Source organism: Flavobacterium johnsoniae UW101 (genome assembly GCF_000016645.1).
Taxonomy (GTDB): Bacteria; Bacteroidota; Bacteroidia; order Flavobacteriales; family Flavobacteriaceae; genus Flavobacterium; species Flavobacterium johnsoniae.
Genome location: NC_009441.1, coordinates 4979400 through 4995394, shown reverse-complemented (window position 1 = coordinate 4995394; position 15995 = coordinate 4979400). Strand labels below are relative to the sequence as shown.

The following is a 15995-nucleotide window of genomic DNA, read 5'->3' as shown; positions in this document are numbered from 1 at the left end:
ATGCCTTAATGACAACATATCGCACTTTTTATTTTAGTAAATTTACTAGTATAATTTATAAATAAATTCTCATGAAAGCAGTACGATTTTTTGGAACAAACGACGTTAGAATTGTAAATGATCTTGAAAAACCATCGCCAAAAGGAGATGAGGTACTTTTAAAAATAGGAGGAGCAGGAGTATGCCATTCAGACCTTCATATTATTGATGAAGGAATAGTCTCGGGAGTAACATTTACTTTAGGACACGAAAATGCAGGATGGATTGAAGAAATAGGAGATGATGTAAAAGGTTTTAAAAAAGGCGACGCCGTTTTAGTATACGGTCCCTGGGGATGCGGACATTGTAAACCGTGTCAGCATTCTAATGAAAATTATTGTGACCACCAATCAGAAATGGCTTACGGAGGCGGATTAGGTTTAAACGGAGGTATGGCAGAGTATATGCTTGTGCCGTCTTCACGATTATTAGTACCAATTCATGATTTAGATCCCGTAGTTGCAGCACCTTTAACAGATGCCGCTTTAACACCATATTCTGCCATAAAACGTTCACTTCCAAAATTAATGCCTGATGAATATGTTGTAGTAATAGGAGTAGGTGGTTTAGGACATGTTGCACTTCAAATTTTATCAGAAATGTGCTCTTCTGCAATTATTGCCTGCGACATTACTCAGGAAAGATTAGATTTTGCCAAAAAATTAGGAGCTGCTCATGTCGTTAACTCTATGGATAAAGATGCAGCAGAACAAATACGAAACATTACCGGAATCAAAAAAGCAAAAGTGGTAATAGATTTTGTTGGAGCTTCATCAACAATAGATTTAGGAACTAAAATTGTTGGTTTAGACGGAGATTTAACCATTGTAGGTCTTGGAGGAGGAAAATACGAATACAACATGAATGTACTGCCTTTTGGAGTAAGCATGACCAATCCGTATTGGGGTTCCAGAACCGAATTAATGGAAGTGATAGGACTTGCACTTCAGAAAAAAATAAAAATTGAAATTCAAAAATTCAAATTAGACGAAGCTGTTGAAGTGTATGATAAATTAAGAAAAGGGCAAATAAAAGGAAGAGCAGTATTAGTTCCATAACTAAAAAATAGGGTTTAAAATTGTTTTTGTTTCTTCTGCTAAAAATTAAAAAAAACATAGTTATTGTGTAATAAACAGATAATAAAAATGTAAGATATATCTGTTGATCTATATTTAAATTTGATCTGTCAGACAGACTAATTATTGTTGGCGATGTCTCGGCAGAAATTGTATAAAAATAACTCAAAATGAATAAAAATCATGATACATCAAATTGACACTACCGATAATATTGTTGCTTTTAGAGCATTGGCAGAAGTAACAAAAGACGATTTTTTAACAGCAGTTGTACCAGCAGTAGAACATTTGGTAAAACAAACCAATGAAATTAACTTTTTATTAGTTTTAGATACCGATATTAAAAATTTTACAGCAGGAGCATGGCTACAGGACGCTCTTTTAGGATTAAAACATTTAGGAAAATGGAACAGAGCTGCAATTGTAACAGATTCTGAAGATATTATCTCTTTTACTAACGGATTTAGTTATGTAGTTCCAGGAGAGTTTCACGGCTTTAAAAAAGAAGCATTTAACAAAGCTTTAAACTGGGTAGAAGGAAATATTAATCTTCCTGCAAATTAAAATCAGATATTATTTTTGGTTTCAAATCATTTCTGGTTTTTAAATAACCAGAGTGCGTAAAAATTACCCAGCAAGATATAAACATGACATTAATAGAAAATGCCCGTTAGGTTTTAAACCTTAACGGGCATTTTCGCAATCAGCAAACGTTTTTCCCTTTTATTTATTTGCTATTTTTTTATAAACTGCTGCAGACAATAATGGCAGAGCAAGACTTCCAACAATGGCAGCAGCTTTATTATGTCCTGTCTTCTTTAAAGCGGCTCCTACTAAAAGAGAACCAATACCCGCGCAGGCAAGCTGTTTAACAGAAAGGTTTTTTGTATTGTTTTCAATAGGTTTGATTCCGTGCAATAATGGGTCGATAAACTGTAAATTTTCCATGATTTTTCTTTATTTAATTAAACGTATTTTTATTTTGTGTGACATTTTTTTCATTATCGGTTTCAGTTTCAATTTTTTCAATTTCAACTTTTTCTTTTTTTATGGCCTGACGCAGCAATGCAAAAAAACTCATATAAACATTTGCTATAAACACCAGCGAAAATCCCGCCAAAATATATCCTTTCCAGTCGTTTAACAAAAGTTTATAATTGCAGAGAATTAAAAATGCAATTGTAACATAATGGCTGAAGCAGTATTCGCAAGTAAGCAGATAGAAAAACTTTCTTGACAAAATATATCGGTCATTTTTAGAACGTTTGACACACCATTCATGAGGTTCTCTAAAAATTTCTTCATGTGTTACCGTCCAGCTTATACAGGCTATAGGAACAGCCAGAACAAATAACCAGACAATTTGAGCTGCTAAAGTCATAAAACCATATTTTTAAACTAATTTTTATTCTACTCTCTAGGATGATTTTCCGGATAATGCTCAGCATCAAAATCATCAAGTTCCTCATCATCGTCAAGATCACTGTCTTTTTCCAGATCATTATCATAATCTGGTTCCGAATCATCATCAAAATCATCACGATTACCGTCGTTAGTAATCAGATCATCTTCATTTACAATTCGTTCCTGATTCGGGATATTTTCTGCTCTTATATTGGTATTCTTTTCAAAATCCTGTTCAGGATGATTCAGATCTTCAATAAATTCCTCCTGATATTGATATTGGTCCTCATCTCTTGCATAATTATCATTATCAACAAGAGTGTTTTGTTCAATTATATCTGGATCGCTTTCTCCAAATTCCTGTGGACTTTCCTTTGTTAACTCCTTACTATATTGATCATCATTATAGTAAGTACCATCAATTAGTGTATTTTGATCGATATAGTCAGGATCTGTCTGACCATATTCAAAGTTGTTTTGCTTTTCCATAACATGATTATTTTAGTTATTATTTTCTGCCTTTTGCCGAAAAGTTCAGCAACTAATACTGTGTTTTTTACAAAATTAACAAGAGAACCAGCTGAACATCTTACAGGAAAATACATTATAGCTGCATAATTAACAGTTACTTATAATATAATAACTGTAAGAAATTATGTAAGTTTCATTTCTGCAATCCATTTTAAATTTGATTAGTAAAATTGTTTAACTAAAACAAAATAGAAAATGGCTTCTGATAAAGTAACCGCCTGCTGCCAAGCTCTGATTAAAAAAAATCTTACCATAACATTTGTAGAAAGCGCATCGGCAGGAAAAATGAGTTATGAATTCTCGACAGTTTTTAATTCCGGACGAATATTAATAGGAGGAATGGTGTGTTATCATTCTTCAATGAAAGAAGATCTGCTTCATATTCCGTGGGGAACAATCGAAAAATACAGTGCAGAATCTGAAGAAGTGACCAAACTTATGGCACAGAATTTTTATCGTTACATGAATTCAGATATCTGCGTTGCCTTAACCGGACTTACAACTCCAGGCGGAAGTGAAAACGAAGAAAAGCCCGTTGGAACCATTTTTGTTCATATCATTTTTTCGGATAAAGAAACAGCGCGTCGTTTTGAATTTACTGGAAATCCCGAAAGTATAATTAATCAGGCAATTGATGCAGCAGCTGAATTGATTTTGGAAGGAATTTAAAAGTATATTTTTAATGTAGGATTATTATTTCAAAAATAATACTTTTGTAAAAGTTTTAAAATTAAAAAATATGGGAATGATAGCTGAATATTTGATGGTTGATGAAGAAACATTAGATTATTTAATAGATTTAGATGATGAAGATTTGACAGATAGAATATTTGAAATTGAAGAAAGTAAAAAGTTTCTTTCTATAGATATAGATAAAATTTGGGATGCCTTACATTGCTTTTTAACTAATGTTTCGGCAACAGAACCTATTGAAGACAATAAACTTAGTGAAGCTATTGTAGGGATTAATACTTTTAGTGAAGATGAAGATGCTGATTTTATTAGTTTTACAGAGAATGATGAAATAAAAGGAATAATAGACGAAATGGAAAAAATTGATTTTGATATTTTAGTAGCCAATTTTGATCCGTTAATATTAAAAAAAAATAAAGTTTATCCAAAAGGAATTTGGGATGAAAATAAAGAACAATTAATTAAAGAGTTTAAAGCTGCTTTTGATGAGCTTCTTAAATTTTACAAGAAAGCCTTAGAAACACAGCATCATGTTATTGTGAGTATACTTTAAAGTAGTAATATGACCAACCTTTACATTATTGGTGAACCAAAACCATTATCGAAACCAGAAATTGAAGAAATTGATAATCAAATATCTTTTTCTCTACCTCCAGATTATAAAGCGTTTTTGATACTTTACGGTTTAGGTTCTATAAATGAATTAGTAATGATGCAGCAGCCAGACAAAGATTTCATTAAATCGAATTTTAGCGATTATATGGATTTTTGGACTTTAACCGAAAAAGAAGAACAGCTTATACTCAATTCACTTACCATTGCAGCAACTATAGACGGAGATATAATTACAGTAATTAACAATAATGAAAATCCTATTGTTTTGCTTCCCCGGCATTCTGACGAAGTAATTTATTTTGAAAACTTAGAAAATGTAATAAACTATTATGCCGAAAAGTATAAGCTGGGAAATGATTTGTATTTTGACCCATCTTATAATTTTGCACAGGAATATATTAGTTTTATAAAAAACGGTTCCTTAAATAAAACACTATTCGATACTGTTCATCAAATCTTTCTGGATCAAATCCCAGTTGATAAATCATATAATTTACAAACACAACCCAAATATATCATCCAGAAAATTGGTGGCTGGGTCTATTTTGACAACATTGGTAAAAGCGCTGTAAGAGTAAAATATCAAAAACAATTTAAAACAGAAACAGATAAAATTGTCAAATTGATTAATGATCAAATCAAATAAAAACAAAAGCCGTAAAGATCTTTTTACGGCTTTTGTTTTTAAAACTATTTTATACTGTACAGCGAACCATTTTTAATGGTTTTTTTATCCAGTTTTCCTTTTCGTAACAATTCTTCGAGAATGATTTCGGCATCTTTAAGAGATATATCTTGAATAACTGCATATTCTTTTGGAGCCAGTGTTGGGTAAACTTCAAAAAGAGACAAAGTATTTTTATTTTCAAACTTTTTCTTTTTGGCATCAGGAACCAGGACAAGCAGGGCATTTTCGTAAGAAGCATAAGGTTTAGAGCCATAAACTGTTAATTGATTGTTATTTCCGTCAGAAAAATAAAAAGTCGGAAAACCTCTTACATTCAGATTTTTTGCCATGTTTAGATCATTTCTAAAAAGCTTTACAGCATCAATTTCAAAATCCTTTTTCAGCTTTTCGGTATCCAGATCTGCCAGTTTAGCAGCTTCGGCAATATTTTCCCATTTCGCAATATTTTTCTTTTCGAGATACAATTTCTCACGCAGAATCCGCATAAAATGTATAGCCTTTTGTTTATCCTGCATCTGCGCCGCTTTCATGGCAATACAAGACGGATAAGAAGAATCCAGCGGATCTTCAAGCCAGACATCGCCATCAATAGGCATTTCATAATGCAAACTGGCTTCGTCCCAATGATGTGCTACGTCAGATGGTTTACTGATTCCGCCACTATTGTAACTCCAATCCGGCAGTAAACCGCCCATTCTGTAATCAATTTCAAAATAATCACCATATTCCAGTTTTAATTTTCGAAGCTGAGGCTCAATTCCCCAGCATGAAGAACAAATAGGATCTGTATAATAAATTATTTTTACAGGTTTATTTTCTGTTTTAATAACCGTTTTTTCATTTGATATTTCACCCGCCGGCATTTCGCACATACCATTTACAGGATCACACAATAACGGATTTGTTTTGTTTTCGTTCATTTTCGAATTAGTTTGCGACTGGCAGCTGGTACTGCAAATCAAGATTAACAACAGCGGTAGTATTTTCATAACAACTGTTTTATTTACACTTAGTTTTTTACTTTTACGCAAAGTTCGTCCGTATTTAATCACCAGTCAATTAGTCTAAAAAAGATGACTACAGAAAACAGCTCCCCAAAAAAGAACGAATGTCCGGCTCAGGGACTTCTAAAATTATTATCAGGTAAATGGAAACCACAGATTTTTCTTTTGGCTGAAGCCGGCCCATTACGTTTTAACGGACTTTTGAGAGACATTAAAGGCGCAAACAAACAATCTATTTCTACCGCACTGCGCGAGCTGGAAGAATTTGGACTTTTAGATAAAAACATTATCAAATTAAAACCGCTCCACATCGAATATACATTATCTGAAAAAGGAAAATCGCTTATTCCGGTATTTAAACAGCTTGAATTTTTTTCTGAGAATAATTAAGATTGTATTATCAATCATAAAGTAATTGCAATCTTACAAGGAATTATGTATTTTCACAGTTCGTAAAATATATAAGCCTGCACCATGATTGAGATACATAAAAAAGACGATATTCTGATTCCGTTTAACAAAATTGGAGATCCGGACTGGAAAATAAATACAAAAAAAATTATCGAAGCCATTGCTGATAATTTTGGAGATGATTTAAAGAAACCTGTTTCAAAAGAAGAAATTCTGGCACTCGAAACAAAATTAGGAACTGCATTACCAGAAAATTTAAAATTATTTTACGAAACATTCGGAATCGCTGATATTGGCGAACAGCTTCAGGACTTTGAAGAAGTAGACTGGATAAAAGATATTTGGTCAGATGCACCGCAATATGGTCCTGATTTTACAGAAGAAGATAAATTACTTTTACCATATTTAATTTCTTTCAGCGATTATTTAGGCAACGGAAATATGTTTTGCTTTCACAGCGAAACAAAAGAAATCTATTACTACGACCACGACGACAAACCTTACCTGACTAAATTTTTTGATACCGTTGATGACTATTTAAAAGGTTGTTTAATTTTTGCCCAAAATGATTTTTCTGATGATAAAGAAATTGATAATTGGACAGAAGAAATTGTTATAGACCTGCTGGACGAAAAAACGGTTAAAAAATGGAGATATTAATCTCTAAAAAAAGAAGACTTTACAATGAACTACATACAAAAAATAAAACGCCTTTACGGACTTTCTGAAAAGGAAAACTACGGATTTTCTGAAGATGAAATCCTCGCAGTCGAAAAAGATTTAGAAATTACATTTCCGAAAAAACTCAAAGAATATTATCTGGAATTAGGAAAAGAAGAAAACCTTAATTACGCACATAACCGACTAATGAAACCCAATGGAGAAATTGAATTCTCTGAAGATGATGTTCTGGTTATTTATGAAGAAAATCAGGTTGTGGCGATGTGGGGAATTAAAAAAGACGATTTAAAACTGGATAATCCCCCGGTTTACGGAAGTTACGATACCATCGAACAATCAGATTGGGAAATTGAAACCCAGACTACAGATAATTTCTTTCTGTTTATGGGCGTATATAACGGAACATTAGGAGGGTTGAAATACAATGGAAATTATTTAGGTCCAGTAGATTCAGAAATTGTAAAATTTGTGGAAGAAAACTGGAAATCTGCACCCGAAATAAGCAGAGACAATCAAAAAGTATATACAAACAATTTTTATGATGTAATTAGTTTGTCATTCGATCAAAATAAAAATTGTACTGCTGCTTTTATCGGAACCAGCGATCAAAATCGTTTTGACGAAATTCTGGATTGTATAGACATCGATTGGTCTTACCTTTCGTATGATGACGACGAAGCTTATGACGACGATGATGAAGATGAAGAAAATGAATAGTTATGTGGTTCAGTAAATTTAGCTTTTTCGATAAACAGTCCGGTTTAACAGAATTGGTTTCAGACGATTTCTTTACAAAACCATTTTCAAAAGAAGAATTTGAAAACTTTCCAGATATCGAAAGTTTGTATCCAAACGGCAGAGATTCAAAATATTTTCCTATTCCGCATCAGCTTAAACTTCCCAAAGAATATATTGAGCTTTTACAATATTCAAACGGCGGAGGCATTATAAACGGCGAACGTGAATTTGGTTTTTTCTCCTTAGAAGAAATTCGGCAGATGTATATAAATTACGGATTCCCTATTTGGGCGCCGGCATTTCTGCCAATAGCATTTAACGGCGGCGGAAAGTTTTATGCTTATGATCTTAGAGAAAATAATGGTTTTCCGATAATTTTGGTTCCGGCTGGAAATCTGGGATATGATGACGACTGCTGGGTATTTTTAGGAAATACACTCGAAGAAGTTTTGAGCAAAACAACCAATGTCGAAGATGAACTCGATATACTTTATCCTGAAAAAGAGCTTTCAGAAAAAGAACTTCAATACAAACAACTGCGTATTGAATTGAAAGAACTGGAAGAAAATAAAACGAAAAATCAAGTTGATTTAAAAACGTATCTGCTTTCAAAAAAACGAATAGAAGCAGATTTAAAGAAATTACAAGAAAACGAATAAAACTATAATGAGAGAATTAAATTATTTAGTAAAAATTGAAGGAAACGAATCGCTTTTGGAGAGATTCATTGAAGCTATAGAAAACGGAACGGTTAAAGTAGATAAAGCTTATCCAAATCCCTATCTTCTGGACACGGGAGAAAAATTCCTTCTTGGTAAAATTATTGAATATTTTTTCACAACCAGAGCTTTCTCAAAAGACCAGTATATTGCTTTTTTTGAAAAATTAAGAAAGTTAAATGGATTTGATAGTTACTATTATTCGCTTGGAAAACAAACAGAAGAACTGGTTTTTAATACTTTTGAAAGAGTTAAAAAAGGCAAATACAAGATTTTTATTCCTAAAACAGAAGAAAATCATTCTCAGCCAGACTTGTCAGAAGATCAAAAAGAACTCTTAAGCTTTTTATGTTATTTAGCGGTTTCTCATATTAAATACGGACCAAGTTATGCCTCGGTTACAGCAAATGAATATTTTGATATCGTAACTGAATTAGGTTCTGATGAAGTAGAAAAACTTAAGAAATTTGGAACAGGAAAACTCCCAAAAGAACTGACAAATTATAAAGACAGTGATTTTACAGCTAAAGCTAATGATGTTTTTGCTACAATAAATATCAAACTCAATGATGAAACAGAAGAAAGTTATGGTAAAGCATTGAATTTTGTGAATGCTCTTCTAGAATCAGATTTTCCAAAAAGTTATGAAATAGCATTTTCATCAAAAAACAAAGAACTGCTTCCTGTAAAAGGACTTCCAAAATGCGGACAGAACTATCTGTTTGCCGGAGCGGTTAAATATCCAAACCTTCATAAAAGCATTTTAGAATACATTAATCTTTCGAAAAAAGAATACGAATGGTACAATAACCTCGAAGATGAAAATTGTGCCATGCCTTCGACCTTTGCCGTTTTTGCTTTAGGATTGCAAGACGAAAAATATTTTGAAACACTCATCGATTATTATAAAACTGTAGATGAAGAACACCAATCGATTCAGGCAAAATTTACTTCGGTTTTTTTAGAAAAATTCGGCGTAACCAAAAAGTCAATCCGTGTATATATTAATGCACTGTTGTCAATGCAGGAGCATCCGCATAATAAAGCCTTTATTGCGTATTTTTCTGCTGAAAACAGTTTGAAATTATTATTAGACAGCAAAGAAAATTTTGCAGCTTATTATTTTACAGATCAAGATATAAAAGAGTATTCAGACAGTGGAAACGATACGCAGGAAATGGCAGATTACTGCTGGGGAAGTATTATGTATACCACTTTTGGACAAAGTAAAGGTTTTACCAAAATTGTAAAAGAATTAAATGAAGAGCAAAGATTGATATTTGAAAAATTGCAGATTGCAGATAAATAAAATAAAATGTGGAGCGATATATACAATTACTATAATATTCAAAGTGACTTATCATTTTCTCAAAAAGAAAGCACAAAAACAGTTGTTGATATTATATTACAGACTAAATATTTTAAGCAGAATGGAAATCAGAACTTTTCTAATGCTGATGGTTTTCCTTCGGTAGATTTAGTTTTAGTGGAAACTAAAGATGGAAATTTCGCTGTAAAAGAAAAAGAAATTCCATTTATTAATTTGATAGCAATTGTTTGTTCTAAAAGAGAAGGAGTTGACCAAACGCTTTACATTAAAACTTTTTTGGAAATTGCAAAAGCCTTAAATTGGAAGTTGTATTTGGAAGAAGATGATGAAGGAAATGAAAATGTTGAAATATTTTGATTTTAGAGTATTTAAATAAAATTAATGATTTAATGAACAAAAATAGATAATGAGTGGAATGTATCATCCAATAGCACAAGGAGAAATCGATGGTCATAAAGAAGGATTAAATTGTGGTTTGTCTTTAATTGAATTTGTTGGGAATTTTGAATTCAAAACAACTAATAAAGAATATTTTATTGGCTTTGGTGCAGGATTTAAAAAGGGGCAAATGTTGAGAGCTCATTTAGAAAAACTAGAAATTACATTACCATTTGAAGAAAGAATTGCTTGTTGTCAATATATGTTTTGGGAGAAAAATCGTTGTGACATCAATAGGGATGATTATTTAGATCACATTCAAAATTGGGATAATTTCAGTCTCGATTTAAATATTTGCAATAAGGTTTTAGATTTTCTAGAAGAGAATAAAATACAAAAATGCTTTGATGAAATATTAACATTTTACAAACAAAATTTTAGATTGCAAGCCTTCAAAGAGTTTGATTTGATTTATAATTATTTAAAAAAAATGCGTCAGAAAAAAAAAATTACAAAAGACTATGATACCAGAGAGGATAGAGCAAAAATAGATTTGAAATTAAAAAACTGGATAAAGAATAATCAGGAATAAAAAGAATATCATATAGCAATTCATCAAACGTTTCTACTGATGTTACCAACGAAATGTCCCCCAGAACGTTTACAATATCGAAAAAAAATGTTCCGTTAGTAACATCATATATAGAAAAAGCGTATCGGAAAAATGTTCCGCTAGGAACATCTCGTCGGTAGAAAAAAAAATAATTCGCAATAATTTTACGTTCCGTAGGAACGTTTGATTAGTATCAATAGAATGTTTATTATGGCAAATACATATACACAGCTGCATGTTCAATTTGTTTTTGCAGTGAAATATAGAAAAGCATTAATCACAAAAGATTGGAAGGAAAGATTACATCAATATATAACTGGAATAATTCAGAGCAATCAACACAAAATGTTGTGTATAAACAGTATGCCCGATCATATCCATATATTTATAGGCATGAGGCCCACACAATCTATTTCGTCTCTTATTCAGAATATCAAAACAGAAACAAGCAAATGGATTAAAGAGCAAAAATTAGCATCATATTTTGCGTGGCAGGAAGGTTATGGTGCTTTTTCTTATTCCAGAAGTCATGTTCCCAGTGTGATTCGATACATACAAAATCAAGAAGAACACCATAAAAAAGAAACGTTTTTAGAAGAATATCAAAAGTTTTTAAAGGTATTTGAAGTAGAATATGATGAGCAGTATATTTTTAAAGAACCTATAGATTAGTGATTTCAAACGTTCCTACGGAACGATATGAACCTAAGCAGTTATTGGTGTTACCAACGATATGTTCCTAACGGAACATAAGGTTATATATCTGTTTTAAAAAATGTTCCGTTAAGAACATCATATATAGAAAAAGCATATCGAAAAAATGTTCCTCTAGGAACATCATATAGGAAAAAAAGCATATCGAAAAAATGTTCCGCTAGGAACATATCGTCGGTAGTACATCATATATAGAAAAAGCATATCGAAAAAATGTTCCGTTAGGAACGATCTCGTAGGTAGATTAAATGTTCCTCTAGGAACATCATATAGGAAAAAAAGCATATCGAAAAAATGTTCCGTTAGGAACGATCTCGTAGGTAGATTAAATGTTCCGTTAAGAACATCATATATAGAAAAAGCATATCGAAAAAATGTTCCGTTAGGAACATCTCGTTGGTAGTAAAATCATTAAATAGAAAAAATGTCAAACGCAGAAAGCATTATAAACGTAATAGACACGTTTTTAGATAAATTTTCATTAAAAACAAACAAACTGACCAAACAAGATTTGATTAGTTTTATTGAAGAAAAATGGGCAGAAGCCGATGATGAAAAATACAATATTTATCAGGCCTATATCATTACCGGCAGAATGACCAATGAATATATCTGGGCAAAAGATTTCCCGAATATGAAACGCTGGCTTGATATGAATGACCGTCATTCAGCTTCGGGCAGAAACGAACCTTACATTCGAAATTATTACAAAGGACAATGCTGTTTAGAATGTGGTAACGAAGAAAAAGCGTTAGAATATTTCAATTTGTGTTATAACGAAAATCCCGATTATATATTTACAAGAGCACCTTTTTGTTATGAATTTTTCAATAAACATTTAGAAAATCCACGTGAACTTCCAAAACAGGAAGAAGGTCAGGATGATTATTTCGAATGGGTTGAATTAGAAGAATGGCAGTCATTTTTTAATGAAGAAGAATCGGAAATACAATGTGAAATATTATTTGATGATGACGAGGAAGAAGAATTCAGGGAAGAACACGAAAATGGAATCGAATATCTTGAAAACAATCAAACTGAAATACTGGAAAGTATTCTAACAGAATTACTAAAAGTATATCCCGACTGGCAGAAAGACTATGGTTACAGTGAAGAAGACAAACCCGATTTTATGCCGGATGTAACAACCATAAAAGATTTTGCAAATTTGATATCGCCAACATCGATTTATGTCACATCTGTTTTTAAAGACGATCTGCCGTACATTGGTTTTCTTTTCTCCTGTTCATGGGACAGCGAACACGGCTTGGGCGTGATGACACATAAAAACAGAATTGTTGAAATAGGAGGTGCCGATACCGCATTTTTAACTTGGATTGCCGAAAAGGATAATAATAAAAGCAAATAAATTGACCATAAAACTAAACCAAATGAAAAAAGAAACATTTGATATAATAGAATTACGTCCGGCTACCAAACATTATTATGGAGACAGTTTAAAAATGCCTGAAATCCTGTTAGAAGATGGATTGCTGGTAAAAGCAAGCACGTTAGATATTCCGCTTGGGCATTCCCGCTATGGCGGTCCAATTGCCGATCTTCCAAAAGATTTCGAATACCCAGATGAGCTGCGCTTTGCCGGTCAGTTAGATTTAAAACAAATTGCACCGCACGATACATCAGGACTTTTGCCTAAAACCGGACATTTATTCTTTTTTGCTGATATCATGGAAGATAAAGGTTTGGCAGTATATGCAGATGTTGACAACAGTGAATTGGTTAGAGTGGTTAAAGATCATGAAGACAACTTTTTTGAAGGCGTATTGATAAAAGAGGTTTTTGCCAATACTGAAAATCTTTCAAATCGTTACCGTGAACCAGAATACGAAGATGAAGAAGAATATACAAACGAAGATGGTTTGTTATGGGATTATTTTGAAGGAAGTGAAACCTCTAAAATCTTCGGAATTTTTACACACTGCCAGTATCAGGAAAAGCAGATATTAGAAATAGTAAATTCAGATAAAATAGTGCTTTTGCAGATTGGGGAAAACGGATTTAATGACGAAGGTGTTTTTAGTGTTTTAATTGATAAAAATGATCTTAAAGCCCTTAAATTTGATAACTGTGAATTCCACTGGGGACAATCATGAAATGGCTGTAAGTTCCATTATCTGTATACGTCCAAAAAAGCTCTAATCAATTCGAAATAATTAGATAAAAAATAAAAATAAAGCGATCATGATTAAAGATCTAGGACATGGTTATAAAATTATAGACAACAAATTTATTCTTTGTTATGAAAGCGAAGTGTTTAAAAAGTTTTACAAAACGATTGATTTTGAAACTTTTAAAATAACAGTCACAAACGCAGAATATGACAATGATGGTTTTGCATCAACGATTTATTTTACAGATAAAAACCATGTTTATATTCAAAGCGCTTTTACCGCTTTTGCGATTCTTGAAGATGCAAAATCTAATGATTTTAAAGTAATAGATATTAAAAAAGGATATACATTTTCAAATGGAAATTATTTTCGGCATGATGATAAGATGCCTTTCGATCTGAGTAAAGCCAAACACCTCAATAATTATCACATTCAGGTTGGCGATAAATTATATTTTGGAGACGTAAAACTGATTGAAAATGTCGATTTAGAGTCATTTACAATTCCGCATCCGGATTTAATTGGAAATCTGGCTTTAGATAAAAACCATGTTTTCTTTAAAGGAAATATAGTTCCAGAAGCCAATCCAAATACATTTAAAGTTCTGGAAGGTTGTTTAGACGGAACTTATTATTTAGAATGCGATAATGTTTTTTATGCTAAAGATGATAAATATGCTTATTACATCAGAACAATCAATGATGAAGTAAAAGTGATAAAAACCAAAAGCCTGACCGATTTTCATTTTAAAGTTATGGATGAAAGAGGATATGCTTTTGATAAGGAATACAGTTATTATATGGGAAAAAGAACTAAAATCTAAAAACAATGGCGGTATATAAATTCGACGAAGTACTAAATGACCTAATGGATTATTTTATTCTGGGCGATCCAGATTATCTGCTTCAATACAAAATAGAAAATGACCTGCCGGATGATCTGCTGACGGAATTCACAACAGAAGAAACCGGAGATCAGGTTGTAGAACAAGGCGTAATTGTGCCAATGATAGGAATAGAAAATTATCCTTATACCATTTATTTCAATTTATCAGACGAAACGCCAGAGTTGTTAAAAGCAGAAAATGAAGTACAGCACCAGCGTGACGGATATTGTTTAAAAGTTGTAAATGGCAGAATATACCTGTATACGATTCCGTATTTGAGAGATTTTACAGAAACCAAAGTCGGATTATTAAAGAAATACAAACACGCATCAATAGAACTGCCAAACGGCTGGTATACAGTTACTATTCTGGCCGGATTAACCAAACAGCTTTTGGAAGCAGAAATGGTTTCGGGAAAAATAGAAGAATTTGAAAGCATGGAACCTACTTTTGAATTTGTGCTAAAACCTTCTGCTGAAAAACCAGAGTATGCAGCTGATTTTACATATCCATTTAAAGTTGAAATAGATGAATAGACAGATACCAATTGAAGAACTGAATCAGAATACTTTTTTCTGGAATTTTTATTTCTGCTGGTCAAGAGGCTATGATGAAAAACAAGAAATAAATATTGATGAAGTTTTGGAAGTTGTAGAAACAGATGAAACCAAAGCTTATGAGTGGGAACACGTATTTTTTAATCAGGATGATATAGAAGAAAGCCCAAGATACATTGCAGAAAAACTGACAGACGATTTAAATTATGCTGTTGAATTTCAGGAATATGAAATCAACTTTTTTATAAATGATATTTACATCGGCAATTTAGGCGGACATTTTGAAGCCTGGTTTTTTACATTAGATGAATTATTAGCCTTTGAAAATTATCCTTCATTACTTTTGCTTTTTCTTCCTATGACAGGAATACAAGAAAATCAGAAACCTATTTTGAAACCCATAGTCACAAAACATTTGAGAGAAATTCCAAAATTTGAAACACATTCGGATTATATTGCAGATTGTATTTTAAATGGTTTAATTATGGAATCTCCATTTCAACAAACAGAAGGAATTGGGTTAACCAATAATCAAAATCATAGCGTGAGAAACATAACTGCATATCCGCGTTATAAAGAAAATGTAATAGAGTTGAATAAAAAATTGGTTTCTTTTAAAAGATAAAAAATTAAAATGTGCCGAGCCTACGGCTCTCTTTTTCTTTGCGGTTTTATGACGCTGGATTAAAATCCAGCGCTGCAATATAGTTCGAACCGTTGGTTCTTTTGTTTTAAATTTTTAAAATTCCGAAGCAACGATTTATAAATCTTAGTTACTTAGAATCT

The 15995-nt window shown here is 32.1% G+C and carries 22 protein-coding genes; 18 read left to right on the top strand and 4 right to left on the bottom strand.

The features are described from left to right. Positions 1–71 precede the first annotated feature (71 nt). Both FJOH_RS21535 and FJOH_RS21530 read left to right on the top strand, forming a co-directional pair. Positions 72–1097, top strand: coding sequence for an NAD(P)-dependent alcohol dehydrogenase (locus tag FJOH_RS21535; RefSeq protein ID WP_012026141.1), 1026 nt, complete (start codon positions 72–74; stop codon positions 1095–1097). A 201-nt stretch (positions 1098–1298) separates the two neighbouring features. Further along, complete coding sequence (locus FJOH_RS21530) at positions 1299–1679, top strand: SpoIIAA family protein (RefSeq protein WP_012026140.1); 381 nt, start codon at positions 1299–1301, stop codon at positions 1677–1679. A gap of 159 nt (positions 1680–1838) precedes the next feature. Here FJOH_RS21530 and FJOH_RS21525 read toward each other — a convergent pair whose 3' ends face one another. Genes FJOH_RS21525 through FJOH_RS21515 form a run of 3 tightly spaced genes read right to left on the bottom strand, consistent with a single transcriptional unit; the run spans position 1839 to position 3008 of the window. After that, complete coding sequence (locus FJOH_RS21525) at positions 1839–2063, bottom strand: metallophosphoesterase family protein (RefSeq protein ID WP_012026139.1); 225 nt, start codon at positions 2061–2063, stop codon at positions 1839–1841. Between the two features lie 13 nt (positions 2064–2076). After that, a complete protein-coding gene (locus tag FJOH_RS21520; protein WP_012026138.1) occupies positions 2077–2496 on the bottom strand; it encodes a hypothetical protein in 420 nt (139 codons plus the stop codon). Positions 2497–2525: 29 nt separating this feature from the next. Further along, positions 2526–3008 carry a hypothetical protein gene (locus tag FJOH_RS21515; RefSeq protein ID WP_012026137.1) on the bottom strand — a complete coding sequence of 161 codons (483 nt, stop codon included), beginning with the start codon at positions 3006–3008 and terminating at the stop codon, positions 2526–2528. Positions 3009–3245: 237 nt separating this feature from the next. Between FJOH_RS21515 and FJOH_RS21510 the strand changes: the two genes are divergently transcribed. The 3 genes from FJOH_RS21510 (at position 3246) to FJOH_RS21500 (ending at position 5004) form a co-directional block, all read left to right on the top strand. Further along, positions 3246–3719, top strand: coding sequence for a CinA family protein (locus FJOH_RS21510; RefSeq protein ID WP_012026136.1), 474 nt, complete (start codon positions 3246–3248; stop codon positions 3717–3719). Between the two features lie 70 nt (positions 3720–3789). After that, entirely contained in the window at positions 3790–4296 is a 507-nt protein-coding gene (locus tag FJOH_RS21505) for a YfbM family protein (RefSeq protein WP_012026135.1), read from the top strand. A gap of 9 nt (positions 4297–4305) precedes the next feature. Beyond that, positions 4306–5004, top strand: coding sequence for an SMI1/KNR4 family protein (locus FJOH_RS21500; RefSeq protein WP_012026134.1), 699 nt, complete (start codon positions 4306–4308; stop codon positions 5002–5004). A 44-nt stretch (positions 5005–5048) separates the two neighbouring features. Here FJOH_RS21500 and FJOH_RS21495 read toward each other — a convergent pair whose 3' ends face one another. After that, positions 5049–5966 (bottom strand): DsbA family protein, encoded by a 918-nt coding sequence (locus tag FJOH_RS21495; protein WP_044047984.1) that lies wholly within the window; start codon positions 5964–5966, stop codon positions 5049–5051. A 153-nt stretch (positions 5967–6119) separates the two neighbouring features. Here FJOH_RS21495 and FJOH_RS21490 point away from each other — a divergent pair, with 153 nt between their 5' ends. The 13 genes from FJOH_RS21490 (at position 6120) to FJOH_RS21430 (ending at position 15834) form a co-directional block, all read left to right on the top strand. Next, positions 6120–6440, top strand: coding sequence for a winged helix-turn-helix transcriptional regulator (locus tag FJOH_RS21490; RefSeq protein ID WP_012026132.1), 321 nt, complete (start codon positions 6120–6122; stop codon positions 6438–6440). Positions 6441–6524: 84 nt separating this feature from the next. Then, entirely contained in the window at positions 6525–7121 is a 597-nt protein-coding gene (locus tag FJOH_RS21485) for an SMI1/KNR4 family protein (RefSeq protein WP_012026131.1), read from the top strand. A gap of 24 nt (positions 7122–7145) precedes the next feature. Next, positions 7146–7859: an SMI1/KNR4 family protein gene (locus FJOH_RS21480; protein WP_012026130.1), complete on the top strand. Its 714-nt coding sequence runs from the start codon at positions 7146–7148 to the stop codon at positions 7857–7859. 2 nt (positions 7860–7861) lie between these two features. After that, positions 7862–8539 (top strand): SMI1/KNR4 family protein, encoded by a 678-nt coding sequence (locus FJOH_RS21475; protein WP_012026129.1) that lies wholly within the window; start codon positions 7862–7864, stop codon positions 8537–8539. Positions 8540–8546: 7 nt separating this feature from the next. Continuing rightward, positions 8547–9908: a DUF6138 family protein gene (locus FJOH_RS21470; protein WP_012026128.1), complete on the top strand. Its 1362-nt coding sequence runs from the start codon at positions 8547–8549 to the stop codon at positions 9906–9908. Positions 9909–9914: 6 nt separating this feature from the next. After that, complete coding sequence (locus FJOH_RS21465) at positions 9915–10286, top strand: hypothetical protein (protein WP_012026127.1); 372 nt, start codon at positions 9915–9917, stop codon at positions 10284–10286. Between the two features lie 49 nt (positions 10287–10335). Then, a complete protein-coding gene (locus FJOH_RS21460; RefSeq protein WP_012026126.1) occupies positions 10336–10899 on the top strand; it encodes a hypothetical protein in 564 nt (187 codons plus the stop codon). A gap of 231 nt (positions 10900–11130) precedes the next feature. Continuing rightward, positions 11131–11592 (top strand): IS200/IS605 family transposase, encoded by a 462-nt coding sequence (gene tnpA, locus FJOH_RS21455; protein WP_044047982.1) that lies wholly within the window; start codon positions 11131–11133, stop codon positions 11590–11592. A 466-nt stretch (positions 11593–12058) separates the two neighbouring features. Beyond that, positions 12059–13003: a DUF6985 domain-containing protein gene (locus tag FJOH_RS21450; protein WP_012026124.1), complete on the top strand. Its 945-nt coding sequence runs from the start codon at positions 12059–12061 to the stop codon at positions 13001–13003. 22 nt (positions 13004–13025) lie between these two features. After that, the gene (locus tag FJOH_RS21445) at positions 13026–13748 is read left to right on the top strand and encodes a DUF1963 domain-containing protein (protein WP_012026123.1); all 723 of its coding nucleotides are present in this window, start codon (positions 13026–13028) and stop codon (positions 13746–13748) included. A gap of 88 nt (positions 13749–13836) precedes the next feature. After that, complete coding sequence (locus FJOH_RS21440) at positions 13837–14589, top strand: DKNYY domain-containing protein (protein WP_012026122.1); 753 nt, start codon at positions 13837–13839, stop codon at positions 14587–14589. Between the two features lie 5 nt (positions 14590–14594). Further along, a complete protein-coding gene (locus FJOH_RS21435) occupies positions 14595–15188 on the top strand; it encodes a hypothetical protein (RefSeq protein ID WP_012026121.1) in 594 nt (197 codons plus the stop codon). After that, complete coding sequence (locus FJOH_RS21430; protein ID WP_012026120.1) at positions 15181–15834, top strand: Imm19 family immunity protein; 654 nt, start codon at positions 15181–15183, stop codon at positions 15832–15834. Before FJOH_RS21435 ends, FJOH_RS21430 begins: the two co-directional genes overlap by 8 nt. Positions 15835–15995: the final 161 nt, after the last annotated feature.